The organism is Bradyrhizobium sp. CCBAU 25360 (genome assembly GCF_028128695.1).
GTDB classification, from domain to species: Bacteria; Pseudomonadota; Alphaproteobacteria; order Rhizobiales; family Xanthobacteraceae; genus Bradyrhizobium; species Bradyrhizobium ottawaense.
This window is the reverse complement of sequence record NZ_LBJA01000045.1, coordinates 232111-246746: the sequence shown is the minus strand read 5'-3', so window position 1 is coordinate 246746 and position 14636 is coordinate 232111. Positions and strand designations below refer to the sequence as shown.

Sequence of the window (14636 nt, the reverse complement as noted above, 5' to 3'; positions counted from 1 at the left end):
GATCAGAACTTCGCCGTCGTCACGAGGTAGAACGCCCGGCCCGGCGCGACCGCCACGAACGGCACGGCGCTACGATAGAACGAGTCGTAATACAGCTTGTTGGTCAGGTTCTGGGCGTAGAACTTCATCGTCCAGTTCTTGTCGATCTTCTTCTCGACGAACGCATCGAAGCGCCAATAGCTCGGCAGCTCGTTGGTGTTGGCCGCGAACGTGCCGCCATAGACCTTCGAGCGATACACCGCCTGTCCGCCAAGCTCCCAGCCGTCGTCGAACTTGTATTTGGTCAGCATGCTGAACGACTGGTGGGCGATATTGGCAAGCTGCAGGCCGATGTTCGAGGCAACGCCGCTCTGCGTGACCTTGGACTGCATCAACACCAGGCCGCCGAAGATGCTCCAGCGATCCGTGATCTTACCCTCGGCTTCGATGTCGATGCCTTGGATCCTGTAGGCGGCGCCCGAGGTAAGCAGGCCGTTGACGGTTTCGCGCGCGTTGTCCTTGGTGGTCTGGAACAGCGCGCCGGTCACCAGCAGATGGCGATCGGCAAGCTCCCATTTGGTACCGACCTCGATCGCCTTGTTGCGCTCGGGTCCGAGCAGGATGGTCGAGTTGGCGGGAACGCCGCCGTAGTCGGTGCCGGTCGCGTCAAGCTCCGAGCCGAACGGATTGGCCGAGGTCGCGTAGGCTGCGTAGACGCTGCCGATCGACATCGGCTTGTAGACCGCGCCAACGTTGTAATTGACGAGATCGTTGTTCTGCTTGAGGTAGGCCGAGTTCGTCGACGCGCTCTGGCTGTAGCCGTCGTAGCGGATACCGCCGTTGACGATGATCGTGTCCTGCCAGTTCGCGGTGTCCATGACGTACACGCTGCTGGTGTTGACGCCATAGCGCGTCGGATTTCCGACGAGCCCCGGAATGCCGAAGGGAATGTTGGTGTATTGCGGGGAGTAGAGATTGACCCCCGTGACGGCACCGGTGCTCGTGAACGGGCTTCCGGCCAGCTCTGACGCGAGGCCGGCGTAGCGGTCGATCGAGATGTTCTCGTTCGAATATTCGACGCCGAACACCGCGGTGTGCTTGACCCCGCCGGTGTCGAGCTTGAACGTCGCCTCGTTCTGATTGGTCCACACGTCCACGTTCTGGTAGCGGCTCTGCGCGCTCGCCGTCGTGGTCCAGAGCATCGGATTGGGGCTGGTCGTAATCGGGTTCTGCGGCAGCGTGCCGATATAGTTGAGCACCGAATGCTCGCCGCGCACCTTGCTGGTCAGCGTGATGGCCTCGTTGACCTTGTACTCGATCGTGCCGGTGCCGAAATCCTGCCGCGCCGTCTGGAAGTCGCGATTGAGGAAGCCGTACCAGTTGCCGCGCGGAATACCAGCCGAGGTCACCGGCACATTGCCCTGCCTGTAATAGGGCACGCCGAAATCCGGCAGACCGCTGAGGTCGGTGTGGACGTAGTTCGTGGTGATCTTGATGTCGCTCGTCGGGGTGTACTTGGTCGAGATGAAGGAGCCCCAGCGATTGTCGGTCACATAATTGCGGCCGGCGACGTTGGCGTCCTGGAACAGGCCGCCCGTGCGCACCGAGAAGGTGGGATCGATGACCTGGTTGACGTCGAGCGTGACGCGCTTTGTGTAGTCGGTCCCGAACTCGGTATCCATGCGCTGGAAATTGCGATCGCCCGCCTGCTTGGTGACGATGTTGATGGCGCCGCCGGCGGTGCCGCGGCCGGCATAGGAGGACGCGGGACCGCGCAGAATCTCGATCTGCTCGGTGAAGAAGTTCTCGCGGATGGACACGGCGGGATCGCGGATGCCATCGATGAACACGTCGTTGCGCGCGTCGAAGCCGCGGATGAAGAAACGGTCGCCGAACGCGTTGCCGCCCTCGCCCGAGCCCAGCGTCACGCCCGCGGTCGAGCGCCCGATCTCCTTCAGCGTCGTCGCGTTCTTGTCCTCGAGAACTTCCTTGCTGAGCACCGTGATCGACTTGGGCGTGTTCAGCATCTTCTCGGGAAACTTGCCGCTGGCCTGGACGTGGTCGACCTTGTAGGGCGCGGCCGGATCCGCATAGGGATTGCCGTCGGGAGCGCCTGACGGTGTGGTCGGCGCCGTCTGCTGAGCCGCCTGCTCGCGCTGCGCGGCCCGGCGAATCGCATTGCGGGCGCGGACCTGCTCCGGCGAGGGCTTCGACGACGTTGGACGCGGACGTTCGACGGGAGCATCGACCGTCACCGGCGGCAGGTTCGACTGCTGCGCCTGCGCGCCGCTCGACACCGACGCCACCGCGATCAAGCTCGCAACTGCCGACGCCTTCTTGCCAGAAACGCCCGCGAACTTTTCATCCACCAGACCGAATGCTGCGACCGAACGCAACGATTTCGGTGCGACCACCTGCCCCATTACCAAACGCCCCATCTTCCTGTTCGCTCATTCACTTCGACGAACGATGCGTGTTGGTATCGGCCGCAAAATAGCGGGTCAATGCGAGCGGCTCGCAAGAACCCTTGAATCAATCCAGATCAAAACGATTCTAAACTAGAGTTTGAAATCGTTCTAAACTGAGATTGGACTCGTTCTAAGAAACAGCGCCGCATGCTGTGCAATCGGCGGTCTCGCTCACAGCATCAATCGCTGCTCGGCGGCTTCATCAGCGAAAACAATTCGTCGACGGTTTTCAGCGCAACAGCGCGCACGCGATCGGTGCTGTCCATGCCGGCGATGTTGACGCCGTTCACGACGGCTTTGATCTCGTCCCGGAAGTCGGTGAGGAAGCGCAAGGGATCGCGCTGCTCATTGGCGACACGCGCGATCAATCCCGTGATCAGAATCTGACACGCGATCAGCTTGCCGTTCAGCTCGTCCATCCTGCGCTCCCTTTGTGGCGGCGCCGATATGGACGATGCTGAAATTCCTGACAACCGAAACGGCCCCCGCGCGACTTAGAACCATTCTTGTTACCGATACCGACTGGCGGCTCGGCCCGCACCATTCGGCCCGAGCACACCGTCTGGGAGTGCTGCTTGAGGTTTGCCCGCCGATCGCGTCTGCCGGGAAAATGCAGCACTGCACACCGCCGTGCCAGACCACTGCCCAGACGGTGCAAAGCTTTCCAATTGTTTAGGATTCTCAACTGATAGTGCTGTTTACACTGGAACTTGGCGTGTATTATACAAACGCTTATGGAACCCTACGATTGCCCCATAATTCGTAGCTGAGGGCACAAGAGCCGACACGAGACGATATGAAAAAGTCCCGGCCGATCCTCTGGATTCTGATCATCGCGGCCGTGGCCTCCGCGGGTTACTATGGTTGGCAGAAATTCGGCGCCTCCCAGGCTGGAAAAACCCAGACCGCCCAGAAGGGTCCGCCCCGCCCGCCCGCCGTCCCCGTCAGCGTTGCCCCGGTTCAGAAGGTCGATTTCCCGGTCTATCTGACCGGTCTCGGCACGGTTCAGGGGTTCAACACCGTGCAAGTCCGCACCCGCGTGGATGGCCAGATCGACAAGCTCGCCTTCCGCGAAGGCCAGATCGTCCAGCAGGGCGAGCTTCTGGTCTCGATCGATCCCCGTCCCTATCAAGCCACGCTCGACCAGGCCAAGGCCAAGAAGGCGCAGGACGAGGCTAGTCTGGCCAACGCCAATCTCGAGCTTCAGCGCGCCATGAAGCTCGGCGAATTCGCCACCGCCCAGCGGGTCGACACCCAGCGCTCGACCGTCGCCCAGCTCACCGCCCAGATCGCCGCCGACGAAGCCGCGATCGCCAACGCCCAGACCCAGCTCGACTACACCCAGGTCAAGGCGCCGATCACCGGCGTCGCCGGCCTGCGCCAAGTCGACATCGGCAACATCGTCAACGCCTCGACGCAGACGGGCATCGTCACGATCTCGCAGGTCGAGCCGATCTCCGTGATCTTCACCGCGCCGGAAGACCAGCTGCCCTATATCACCGAAGGCCAGAAGAGCGGCGCGCTCAAGGTGATCGCCTTCACCACCGACGGCAAGAAGACGCTGGCCGAGGGCAAGCTTGCGGTCATCAACAACCAGGTCGACACCAGCAGCGGAACGATCCGGCTCAAGGCGGTGTTCGACAACAAGGACCACACGCTGTGGCCGGGCCAGTCGGTCTCGACGCGGCTTCTGGTGCGGACGCTGAAGGATGCGACCGTGGTTCCGGATGACGCGGTCCAGCATTCGACCAACGGCCTCTACGCCTATACCGTCAATCAGGACAACAAGGCCGAGGTGCACAAGGTCAAGGTCAGCTACGCCATCGACGGACATTCGGTCATCGAAGAAGGGCTGAGCGCCGGTCAGCAGGTGATCACCGGCGGCCAGTTCAAGGTGCAGCCCGGAAGCCTCGTCTCGACGACGGTGGCGAGTTCGAACCCGGCCCAGAACAAGGTACGACAGGAATGACCGAGGGCGGGATTTCGGCACCTTTCATCCGTTATCCCATCGGCACCTCGCTGCTGATGGCCGGCATCCTCTTCGTCGGTCTCGTCGCCTATCCCCTGCTCCCGGTCGCACCGCTGCCGCAGGTCGACTTCCCGACCATCCAGATCACCGCCAATTTGCCGGGCGGTAGCCCCGAGACGATGGCTTCGTCGGTGGCGCAGCCGCTGGAGCGCCAGTTCGCCCAGATTCCCGGCATCGCCCAGATGACCTCGACGAGCTATCTCGGCACGGCGTCGATCACCATCCAGTTCGATCTCAACCGCAGCATTGACGGCGCCGCCAATGACGTGCAGGGCGCCATCAACGCCGCCAGCGGCCAGCTGCCGAAGAACCTGCCGTCGCCGCCGACGTACCGCAAGGTCAACCCGGCGGATGCGCCGATCCTGCTGCTGTCTGCGACATCGGAGACGTTGCCTCTGACCAGCGTCAGCGACGCGGTCGACGCCCAGCTCGCCCAGCAGATCAGCCAGCTCTCCGGCGTCGCCCAGGTCTTCATCGGCGGCCAGCAGAAACCCTCGATCCGCGTCCAGGTCGATCCGGCGAAGCTGGTCGCCAAGGGCCTGTCGATGGAGGACGTACGCAGCCAGATCGCGATCACCACGGTCGATAGCCCGAAGGGCAATATCGACGGCGAGAAGCGCGCCTACACGATCTACGCCAACGACCAGCTCACGCACGCGAAGGACTGGAACGACGTCATCATCGCCTATCGCAACGGCGCTCCATTACGAATCCGCGACATCGGCCAGGCGGTCAGCGCCGCTGAAGACGCCAAGCAGGCGGCCTGGGCCAACGGCAAGCGTGGCGTGTTCCTGGTGATATTCAAGCAGCCGGGCGCCAACGTCATCGAGACCGTCGATCGGATCAAGGCCACCCTGCCTCGCCTCGTGGCCGCGATCCCACCCGCCATCAAGATCGAGCTCATCAGCGACCGCACAACGACCATCCGCGCCGCCGTCGAGGACGTCCAGTTCACGCTGCTGCTGACCATCGCCCTCGTGGTCATGGTCATCTTCATCTTCCTGCGCAGCTTCTGGGCCACCGTCATTCCGGCCATCACGGTTCCGCTGGCGCTGCTCGGCGCCTGCGCGCTGATGTGGGTCGTCGGCTATTCCCTCGACAATCTATCGCTGATGGCACTCACCATCGCGGTCGGATTCGTCGTCGACGATGCCATCGTGATGCTCGAGAACATCACGCGCTACATCGAGGAAGGCGAATCGCCGATGGCGGCGGCCTTCCGCGGCTCGAAGGAAATCGGTTTCACCATCGTGTCGATCAGCATCTCGCTGGTCGCAGTGCTGATTCCGCTGCTCTTGATGGGCGGCATCATCGGGCGCCTGTTCCGCGAATTCGCCGTCGTGCTGGCGATGACCATCTTCGTCTCGATGTTCGTGTCGCTGACCCTGACGCCGATGATGGCCTCGCGCTTCCTGCGCGCCCATGGCGAGGTGCGCCACGGCCGGTTCTATCAATGGAGCGAGCGCGCCTTCGACGCGATGCTGCGCGGCTACGAATACGTTCTCGACCATGCCCTCGCCTGGCGGCGCACCACGCTGGCGATCTTCTTCGCCACGCTCGGACTGTCGATCTATTTGTTCGTCCTGATCCCGAAGGGTTTCTTCCCGCAGCAGGATGTCGGCCTGATCACGGCGACTTCGGAAGCCTCGCAGGACATTTCGTTCAAGGAGATGACCCGGCGTCAGGAACAGCTCGGCAAGATCATCCTCGCTGATCCCGACGTCGCCAGCGTCGCCATGTCGATCGGCGGCAGCGGCCGCGCCGGCAACAACGGCAACATATTCATCACGCTGAAGGCTCGCGACAAGCGCGATGCCTCGGCTCAGCAGATCATCGCGCGACTGCGTCCCCAGTTCGACAAGGTCGAGGGCGCCCGCGTCTACATGCAGGCAGCCCAGGACGTGCGCCTCGGCGGACGGCCGACGCGTACGCAGTTCGAATTCACGCTGCAGGACGCCAATCTGGACGAGCTCAACGAATGGGCGCCCAAAATCCTCGCCAAGATGCAGACGCTGCCGGAGCTGCGCGACGTCGCGACCGACCAGCAGACCCAGGGCACCACGGTCCAGCTCAAGATCAACCGCGACACCGCCGCGCGCTACGGCATCCAGCCGCAGCTGATCGACGACACGCTGTATGACGCCTTCGGACAACGGCAGATCACGCAGTATTTCACCCAGCTCAACACCTACAAGGTGATCCTGGAGATCCTGCCGGAGATGCAGGGCAATCTCGACAGCCTGAACAAGCTCTATCTGAAGTCGCCGCTGACGGGCGACCAGGTGCCGCTATCGACGTTCGCGACCTGGACCACCGATCCGGTCCGCCCGCTCTCGATCAGCCACCAGGGCCAGTTCCCGGCGATCACCATCAGCTTCAACCTCGGCCAGGGCGTCGCGCTCGGTCAGGCGACGGAAGCCGTGCAGAAGGCGATGGCAGATCTCGGCGCGCCGCCGACGCTGAACTCGAGCTTCCAGGGCACCGCGCAGGCGTTCCAGCAATCGCTCGGCACCGTGCCGCTGCTGATCCTTGCCGCGCTCGTCGTGGTCTACCTGATCCTCGGCATCCTCTACGAGAGCTACATCCATCCGATCACGATTCTGTCGACCCTGCCCTCGGCAGGCGTCGGCGCGCTTCTGATCCTGATGGCGGCCGGATTCGACTTCAGCCTCATTGCCTTGATCGGAATCATTCTCCTGATCGGCATCGTGAAGAAGAACGGCATCATGATGGTCGACTTCGCCATCGCCGCCGAACGCGACGAGCACAAGACGCCGGCGGAATCGATCCGCCAGGCCGCCCTGCTCCGCTTCCGCCCGATCATGATGACGACGATGGCCGCGCTGCTCGGCGGCGTGCCGCTGATGCTCGGCCACGGCACCGGCGCCGAGATCCGCCAGCCGCTCGGCTACGCCATGGTCGGCGGCCTGATCGTCAGCCAGGCGCTGACGCTGTTCACCACGCCGGTGGTCTATCTCTATCTCGACGAGCTCAACAACTGGTTCTCGGGCTGGGGCCGTTCGGGTGACGGCGAAGGCGGCGAGACGGTCGAGCACGGCACCGTTAAGGAAGCCGCCGAGTAGCGGCTTGCACGGCGCTTCCGGCGACGCTACAGCGAGGCCCCCGGTTCACGCCAACGCGGTCTCGCCATGCTCATGCAATCCAGACTTGTCGCCCTCGCCGCAGCTGTCCTGTTGCCCTTGGGCGCCGCGTATGCCCAACAGGCCAAGAAGAACGCCCCCGCTCCGGCGGCACAGCCCGCGCCGGCTCCGACGCAGCCACAGGCTGACGGCGCGCCGGCACAACAGCCCGGCTGGATCGTGCGTTGCACCAGCGTCAGCCGCGACGCGCCGCTCGAATGCGCGATGGAGCAGAACGCGGTGCTGACCAAGACCGGCCAGACCATCGTTTTGATCAACATCCGCATCGCGCCCGACACCCGCACGCCGGTGGCGCTGCTGCAATTGCCGCTCGGCCTCAACCTTCCCATCGGCGCCAAGCTCCAGGTCGACGAGGGCAAGACGGTCGATTTGCAGATCCAGACCTGCGAGAACCGCGGCTGCTACGCCTCGGCGCCGATCGCGCCGGACCTGCTTGCCGCCTTGCGGTCGGGCAAGCAGCTCAAGGTCTCCTTCCAGAACATGGCCAAGGAGACGATCGCGATCCCGATGCCGCTGGGCGATTTCGCGGCCGCCTACGACAAGATCAAGTAACGCAAGTCCCCGTTACTGCCGCGCCATCTGCGCGTCGCCGTCGAGCCGCTGGTCATTGTGCATGGTGACGGTGACGTGCAGCAGCCGTGTCGATCAGCAGCGTGTATTCGGTGATGGAGGCGCGGCTCGCCGGCTGCCCGCTGTTGCAGGCCGAAGTCGACCGCGCACCTCCGAGATAGGCTTTCTCCCCCGCCTCTCAGCTGACGACGTCGCTCGCCCTGAGCAATGTCGTGAAGCCGCCATAGATCATGCGCTTGCCGTCGAACGGCATGCCCTCCATCTTCAGCCGCGGGTCCGCCATCACCTTCTTGTTGACGGCATCGCGGGTCTCCCGGTCGCGGTAGACGATCCAGGCGAACACCACGACCTCGTCCTCCTTCGCCATCACCGCGCGCGGAAACGAGGTGAGCTCGCCATAGGGGACATCGTCAGCGACGCATTCGACATAATCGAGCGCGCCGTGCTCCATCCAGAGCGCGCAGGCGGTCGTCGACAGCGTCTTGTAGGCCTCGATCTTGTCCTTCGGCACAGCCAGAACGAAACCATCGACATAGGGCATCAGGGATCTCCTTGAGTTGTGTGACCCAAGGACGATGCAGAGAACGGCGATCCGACCGGGGAAGTGCGATTTCAGATGAGGCAAACGGTCGCGACCGGCGGCGCGGCCCGTGGACGGTCACCGTCACCGAGGGGCCTCGAGATCTTGACCTTTGGGCGTGCCTGGAACTGGCTGGGGAACCTGGATTCGAACCAAGACAAACAGAGTCAGAGTCTGTTGTGCTACCGTTACACCATTCCCCACCGAAGCGCTTGAAATCGCTAAGCTTTCTTCGGAAGTTCTGCGAGGGTGGGCTGACAGTTTCGCAAATCAGCGGCTCGCAGGCCGCTCATATAGCCGCGCTGACCTTCGCGGTCCAGCCCCTCTGTGAACATCGTCGGCTTGTTCTCGCTGCGTTCGCACCGACAAGACCGACTGTCTCAACTCTTCCCGAAGGAATCCTGCGGCCCTCTGCGGTTGTAGAACAGCGACCGGCGCACCCGATCGATCCATCGCTGCAGCGTGAACTCGAAGGCGAGCGCAACGACCGTCGATGCGAGCAGGATGCCCAGGGTTTGAAACAGAATTCGCCAATGGCTCACAATGTGTGGATTGGTCAGCGTGATCGGATCAAAGAACTGCAGATTGATCGCGATCTGGATGAAGAGAAAATGCGAGAGATAGACGCCATAGGAGGCGTCGCCCAACGCGGTCGACAGCGGTCCGTTGATTCTCGAGAAAAGCGTCGGAATCACGATGCAGGTTGCGATAACCAGCGGTACGCCCTGAACGATGCCCCCGTGATAGTCGACGTCGGCATAGACGTCGCCGAGGAGATAGAGGCAGTACAGGGCCGCGAGCCAGTAGCCCGCTCGCGTCGACCATGTCAGGCGATCTCGCAACGAGAAGAGTACAACGCCGGTGCCGAAATAGCCGATCTGGCTGTAGAACGGGAAGTAAGCCCATTTCCATTCGTAGACGTGCAGAATGGTCATCTTGATCGTGAAGGCAGCGACCACCAATCCGGCGAGCCATTTTCTATTCAGGAGAAGCAAGGCAGGCAGCAGCGCGTAGAAGACGATCTCCGCACTGATCGACCAGGCCTGCGGAACCAGGAGATACGTGGTGCTGTGCATGGCCGAATAGAGATCGAGACCCAGCAGCGACAGGTTGATCACATAGGGCCGCTCATCCGTTCTGAGGGAATTGAAGATGCCGCTCTCGTTCGCCGGATTCCACAGATGTAGCGCGAACGTAGCTGCAAGGACAGCGAGGTAGAACGGATAAAGCCTCGCGAAGCGGCTGGCGAAGAATGCAGCAGGCCGTCCGGGATAGTGCCGCTCATAGGCGGCGGCCATGTAAAAGCCGCTGATGATGTAGAAGACTTCTACAGCGGCCAAACCTCCGATTGTCTGGTGAATGACGCCAAATTGGCAATGAAATCCAACGACGATCGCCGCCAGCAGAAAACGAACAGTCCCCATCAGCCCCGCACCCGTTGGCTGATGCGAACTTGACCGGCGACCGGCGTTGAACAAGCGGCCGCCGTTCTCGGGCATGCGGTGGCCGGCTTCTCTCATCGCGTGCCGCCCTACTCCAGCTTGATGTTGGCGGCCTCGATCACCTTCTTCCAGCGCGCCGTCTCAGCGTTGATGTAGGCCGCGAACGGTTCGGAATCCACGGCGACAGCGGTGGCACCGAGCTCGGCCATCTTCTGCACCGTCTCCGGTTGCTGCATGAAGGCGCGGATCTCGGCCGAGAGCTTTTCGACGATCGGCTTGGGCGTGCCCGCGGGCACAATGAAACCGTGCCAGGCCACCGCCTCGAAGCCGGGCAGGAATTCGGCAACGGCCGGAGCTTCGGGATCGAAGGCGGCGCGCTTCGGCGTTGCCGTCGCGAGCAGCGCGAGCTGGCCGGTCTTCACCTGCGGCAGCAGCAGCGGAACGTTGTCGAAGGCGAGATCGATCTGGCCGCTGAGCAGGTCCGTCAGCATCTGGCTGGAGCCTTTGTAGGGCACGTGCACCATCTTGGTGCCGGTCATCTGCTGGAACAGCTCGCTGGCAAGATGCTGCGAGGTGCCGACACCGGCCGAGCCGAACGAGACCTTGTCCGGATTCGCCTTCAGATAGGCGATCAGCTCCGGCACGGTACGCGCCTTGATCTTGTTGGGATTGACGACGAGAACGTTGGGCACGACGCTGATCTGGGCGACCGGCACCAGGTCCTTGTCCGGCTGGTAGCTGAGCTTCGGCCCGTAGAGCGACGGGTTGATCGCAAGCGCGGACGTGCTCGCAAGGCCGAGCGTGATGCCATCCGGCGCCGATTTCGCCACCCGCGTCACGCCGAGGATCGAGCCGGCACCGCCGACATTCTCGACCACGAAAGGCTTGCCGAACTTCGCCTGCAAATGGTTGGAGACCATCCGCGCGAAGATATCCGCGGTGCCGCCGGCGGCGAAGGGAACGACCACCGTCACCTGCTTGGACGGATAGCCGTCCTGCGCCTTTGCGGGTGAGGCCGCCAGCACCAAGGCTGAGGCAAGGACGAGCCAGATCGATCTCATAGACGTTTCCTCTGTTTTCCGTGTTGTTGATCGGCTGCCGCGTGCGTGCGGCGGAGACGGCTAGAACGCGATCTCGTACATGTTCAGGATCGCATCCCGGCCGAGGTCGCGCGGATTGTTGTCGAGCAGGCGGCGAATGGCGTGCGCCTCGTCGGCCATCACGCCGAGATCGTCCCGGGGCACGCCGAGCGCGGACAGCCGCATCTCGATGCCGAGATTCTTGCAGAACCCGTAGGTGGCGTCGAATGCGAGCTTTGGATCGCCCTTCTCCGGCAGTCCGAGCGCCTGGAGCACCGCGATCGTCTTCGCTTCCACCGCCGGCATGTTGAAGGCCAGCGTATGCGGGAAGATCACCGCGCAGGCCAGGCCATGCGCCACGTGGTGACGGGTGCCGAGCGGATACGCCACGGCGTGGCCGGCGGTCGTGTTCACCGGTCCCAGGCAATAGCCACCATAGAGCGAGGCGAGCGCCAGGCCCGCACGAGCCTCGCGGTCGCCGCCATCGGCCACCGCGCGCTCGAGATAGCGGCCGACCAGCCGCGCGCCTTCGAGCGCGTAGAGGTCGATCGTCGGATGCGCCCTGCGGCTGGTATAGGCCTCGACGCAATGCGCCAGCGCGTCGACCCCGGTTGCCGCGGTGACCTCTTTCGGCACGGTCATCGTCAGATCCGGATCGACGATGGCGATGTCGGCCAGCATGAAGCGGCTCTGCACTGCCTGCTTGTTCTGGCTGACAGGATCGGTCACGAGCGCGCGGGTGCCGGCCTCGCTGCCGGTGCCCGACGTCGTCGGAATCTGCATCAGCGCGACGCTGCGGCCGGCCACCTTCTCCGGCCCGACGATATCGGCAAAGGGCACGTCGCTCGTGCACATCACCGCGACCAGCTTGGCGAGATCCATCGCGCTGCCGCCGCCAAAGCCGACCACGAGATCAGGCTTGACGTCCTTCGCCATCGCCACCGCCTTCTCGAGATTGGGCAGGTCGGGCTCGGGCTTGACCTCACCGAACACCTTCACCGCACCCGGCAGCGCCAGCATGTCGACGCGGCGTGCGTTGAACGGATCGGAGATCACCAGCGGCCGCCTGGCACCGATCCGCTCGGCGAAGCGCGCTGCCGCGCCGATCGTGCCGTTGCCGAACTCGAGGATGGTGGGACGCTGGAATTCAATGGGCGTGAAGGCGTTGGTCATCGTGCGTTCGAACTCATGATTTGGATGCAGAAACGCCAGCGGCGAGCCGCTCGGCATAGTCGATGGCCTCGATCAGGCTGTGCTCGTTGGCGATGCCCTGGCCGGCGATGTCGAAGGCGGTGCCGTGATCGACGGAGGTGCGGATGATCGGCAGGCCCAGCGTGATGTTGACGCCGGAGAGCTCCTGCCAGCGGCCGGTTGCCGGATCGACCTGGAAACCGAGCAGCTTGACGGGGATGTGCCCCTGATCGTGATACATCGCGACCGCCGCATCGTACTGGCCGGCGCGCAGCTTGACGAAGATGGTATCGCCGGGCACGGGGCCGACGACGTCGAGACCGTCGGCGACGGCTTTTGCAATCGTCGGCGCGGACACGTCGATGTCCTGCCGGCCGAACAAGCCGCCCTCGCCGGCGTGTGGATTGAGCGCGGCAACCGCGATCTTCGGCTTGGCAATGCCGAGCCGCAGCAGGGCATCGTTGGTGAGGTCGATGACCATGCGCAGCCGCTCCGGCGTCAGACGCTTCGGCACGTCCTCGAGCGCCACATGGGTCGAGACATGGCTGACGCGCATGTTGCCATGGGCCAGCAGCATCACCGAGCCGCGCACGCCGGTGAGATGCGCCAGCATCTCGGTATGACCCGGGAAGTGATAGCCGGCCCTGTTGAGCGCTTCCTTGTTGAGCGGCGCCGTGACGATCGCCGCGGTCCGGCCCGCCTGCGTCAGCCGCACGCCCTGCTCGATCGCCTTGTAGGCAAAGCGGCCGCCATCAGCGCTGAGCACGCCCGGCTTGATCGGATCGCCCTCGATGTCGGCCTGGAGGAAGCAGAGGTTTGGCCAGTCGCGATCCTCGGCGCGCACTTCGGGAATCGCAATGCCGGCACCAAGTGCGGCTTTCGCGCCATCGAGCGCCGCGCCGCTGCCGATGATCAGCATCCGCAGATCGCCTTTCGCGATCCGGTCCTGCAGCCCGACGCAGGCCTTGACGATGATCTCCGGCCCGATCCCGGCGGGATCGCCCATGGTGATGGCTAGATGACGAGAGGTCATGTCGGACTCCCCTTGCTGAGCAAATGATTATCCCGAAGCAGGTCGCGCCACAGCTCACTGGGGCCGAATGCACCGGACTTCGAGATGACATCGACGCCGGCCCAGCGGCCGCCTTGCAAGATCGAGCGCGGCAATCCCGGCACGATACGTCCTGTCACCTCGAGCGCATGCGCGCCAAGGGCAACGCATGCGGCCTTCAGGGTTTCCCCACCGGCAACAACCAGCGTGCCCGGCGGTTCGAGTGCCGCGATCAGCCCCGCCATCTCGTGCGCGATCCGCCGCGCCGCCTCGGCCCGCACCAGGCCGTCGGCGAGGGCGAATTTCACCAGCGCCACGCCCTCGTCGGCCAGCTTGCGCCGAACGCCCGCGTCGCCCTCCCCCTCGGCCAGCGCAATGGTGGCGTGACCACATGCAGCCAGCTGGGATGCGGTGGCAGCCTGGTCGGAGCCGAACAGCCCCAGCACCGGCCGCTTCAGTTGCGAGGACGCAGCGGCGCCTTGACGGCGGGCAAGCGCACCGGCCAGGCCGCCGCTCCCACACCACAACACGGGCCCCGGCATGCGCCGCGCCATTTCGACGACGCGATCGAGGTCGAGGTCGCTCTCGGCATCGAACACCTGCACGCCGCCTTGCGAGAGCGTGTCGGGCGTGCCCTGTCGTGCCTCGATGCCGTCCTGCCGCAATTGATCCAGCAAATTGTCGCCGACCCTGTGCCAATCGCCATGCACGGTGCGGGCGAATTGCTGGCCACCGACGGTGCGGCGTCCCTGATAATCGAACGCCGGCGCGACCACGCAGGAGGTCCAATGGCCGCTGCGCAGACAGGCGCCAAGCTCAGCCGCCCACGCGCCCCGAAGGAGGCTATCGACCTTCTTGTAGGCGATCGTCCCGCCCTGAAGGTGGGGCGCCAGTCGCCCAACGATTTCGACGCTGTCGGCCTTCGAGCGCTCACGGGTGCCGCTATCGATCGCGAGGCTTCCGGACTCCAGCGGCGTAAACGCTTCCGACCAGAGGACATCGAACGGTCCGCACAGGCCGACGAACTCTGCCGCGGTGTCGAGCGCACCGGTGAGATCGTCGGCAAGCAGGCGGACGCTCGTCATG

At 63.9% G+C, this 14636-nt stretch carries 11 protein-coding genes and 1 tRNA gene; 3 read left to right on the top strand and 9 right to left on the bottom strand.

The features are described 5' to 3' along the window. Positions 1-2: 2 nt before the first annotated feature. Together XH81_RS35235 and XH81_RS35230 are read right to left on the bottom strand one after the other, a co-directional pair. Complete coding sequence (locus tag XH81_RS35235) at positions 3-2402, bottom strand: TonB-dependent receptor (protein ID WP_028145174.1); 2400 nt, start codon at positions 2400-2402, stop codon at positions 3-5. A gap of 224 nt (positions 2403-2626) precedes the next feature. After that, entirely contained in the window at positions 2627-2866 is a 240-nt protein-coding gene (locus XH81_RS35230) for a hypothetical protein (protein WP_018319817.1), read from the bottom strand. A gap of 377 nt (positions 2867-3243) precedes the next feature. Between XH81_RS35230 and XH81_RS35225 the strand changes: the two genes are divergently transcribed. The 3 genes from XH81_RS35225 to XH81_RS35215 all read left to right on the top strand — a co-directional run bounded on the left by XH81_RS35225 (position 3244) and on the right by XH81_RS35215 (position 8189). Next, positions 3244-4416, top strand: a complete 1173-nt coding sequence (locus XH81_RS35225; RefSeq protein WP_028145175.1) for an efflux RND transporter periplasmic adaptor subunit — start codon at positions 3244-3246, stop codon at positions 4414-4416. Then, on the top strand, positions 4413-7559 hold the full coding sequence (locus XH81_RS35220; protein ID WP_028145176.1) for a multidrug efflux RND transporter permease subunit: 3147 nt from the start codon (positions 4413-4415) through the stop codon (positions 7557-7559). The genes XH81_RS35225 and XH81_RS35220 overlap by 4 nt, the downstream gene beginning before the upstream one ends. A 66-nt stretch (positions 7560-7625) precedes the next feature. Further along, a complete protein-coding gene (locus XH81_RS35215; RefSeq protein ID WP_028145177.1) occupies positions 7626-8189 on the top strand; it encodes an invasion associated locus B family protein in 564 nt (187 codons plus the stop codon). Between the two features lie 196 nt (positions 8190-8385). On the opposite strand, the gene XH81_RS35210 is transcribed toward XH81_RS35215, so the two are convergent. From XH81_RS35210 to XH81_RS35180, 7 genes are all read right to left on the bottom strand, one after another. Continuing rightward, positions 8386-8748 (bottom strand): DUF1428 domain-containing protein, encoded by a 363-nt coding sequence (locus XH81_RS35210; RefSeq protein ID WP_038946399.1) that lies wholly within the window; start codon positions 8746-8748, stop codon positions 8386-8388. 168 nt (positions 8749-8916) lie between these two features. Continuing rightward, positions 8917-8990 (bottom strand) — tRNA-Gln (locus XH81_RS35205). A gap of 177 nt (positions 8991-9167) precedes the next feature. Further along, complete coding sequence (locus XH81_RS35200; RefSeq protein ID WP_271596802.1) at positions 9168-10307, bottom strand: acyltransferase family protein; 1140 nt, start codon at positions 10305-10307, stop codon at positions 9168-9170. Between the two features lie 11 nt (positions 10308-10318). Further along, the gene (locus XH81_RS35195) at positions 10319-11290 is read right to left on the bottom strand and encodes a Bug family tripartite tricarboxylate transporter substrate binding protein (protein WP_038970931.1); all 972 of its coding nucleotides are present in this window, start codon (positions 11288-11290) and stop codon (positions 10319-10321) included. A 60-nt stretch (positions 11291-11350) separates the two neighbouring features. Next, complete coding sequence (locus XH81_RS35190) at positions 11351-12538, bottom strand: iron-containing alcohol dehydrogenase (protein ID WP_271596801.1); 1188 nt, start codon at positions 12536-12538, stop codon at positions 11351-11353. Next, positions 12495-13532, bottom strand: coding sequence for a 4-hydroxythreonine-4-phosphate dehydrogenase PdxA (gene pdxA / locus XH81_RS35185; protein ID WP_028145182.1), 1038 nt, complete (start codon positions 13530-13532; stop codon positions 12495-12497). The genes XH81_RS35190 and pdxA overlap by 44 nt, the downstream gene beginning before the upstream one ends. Continuing rightward, entirely contained in the window at positions 13529-14635 is a 1107-nt protein-coding gene (locus XH81_RS35180; protein ID WP_028145183.1) for a four-carbon acid sugar kinase family protein, read from the bottom strand. The genes pdxA and XH81_RS35180 overlap by 4 nt, the downstream gene beginning before the upstream one ends. Position 14636 lies beyond the last annotated feature (1 nt).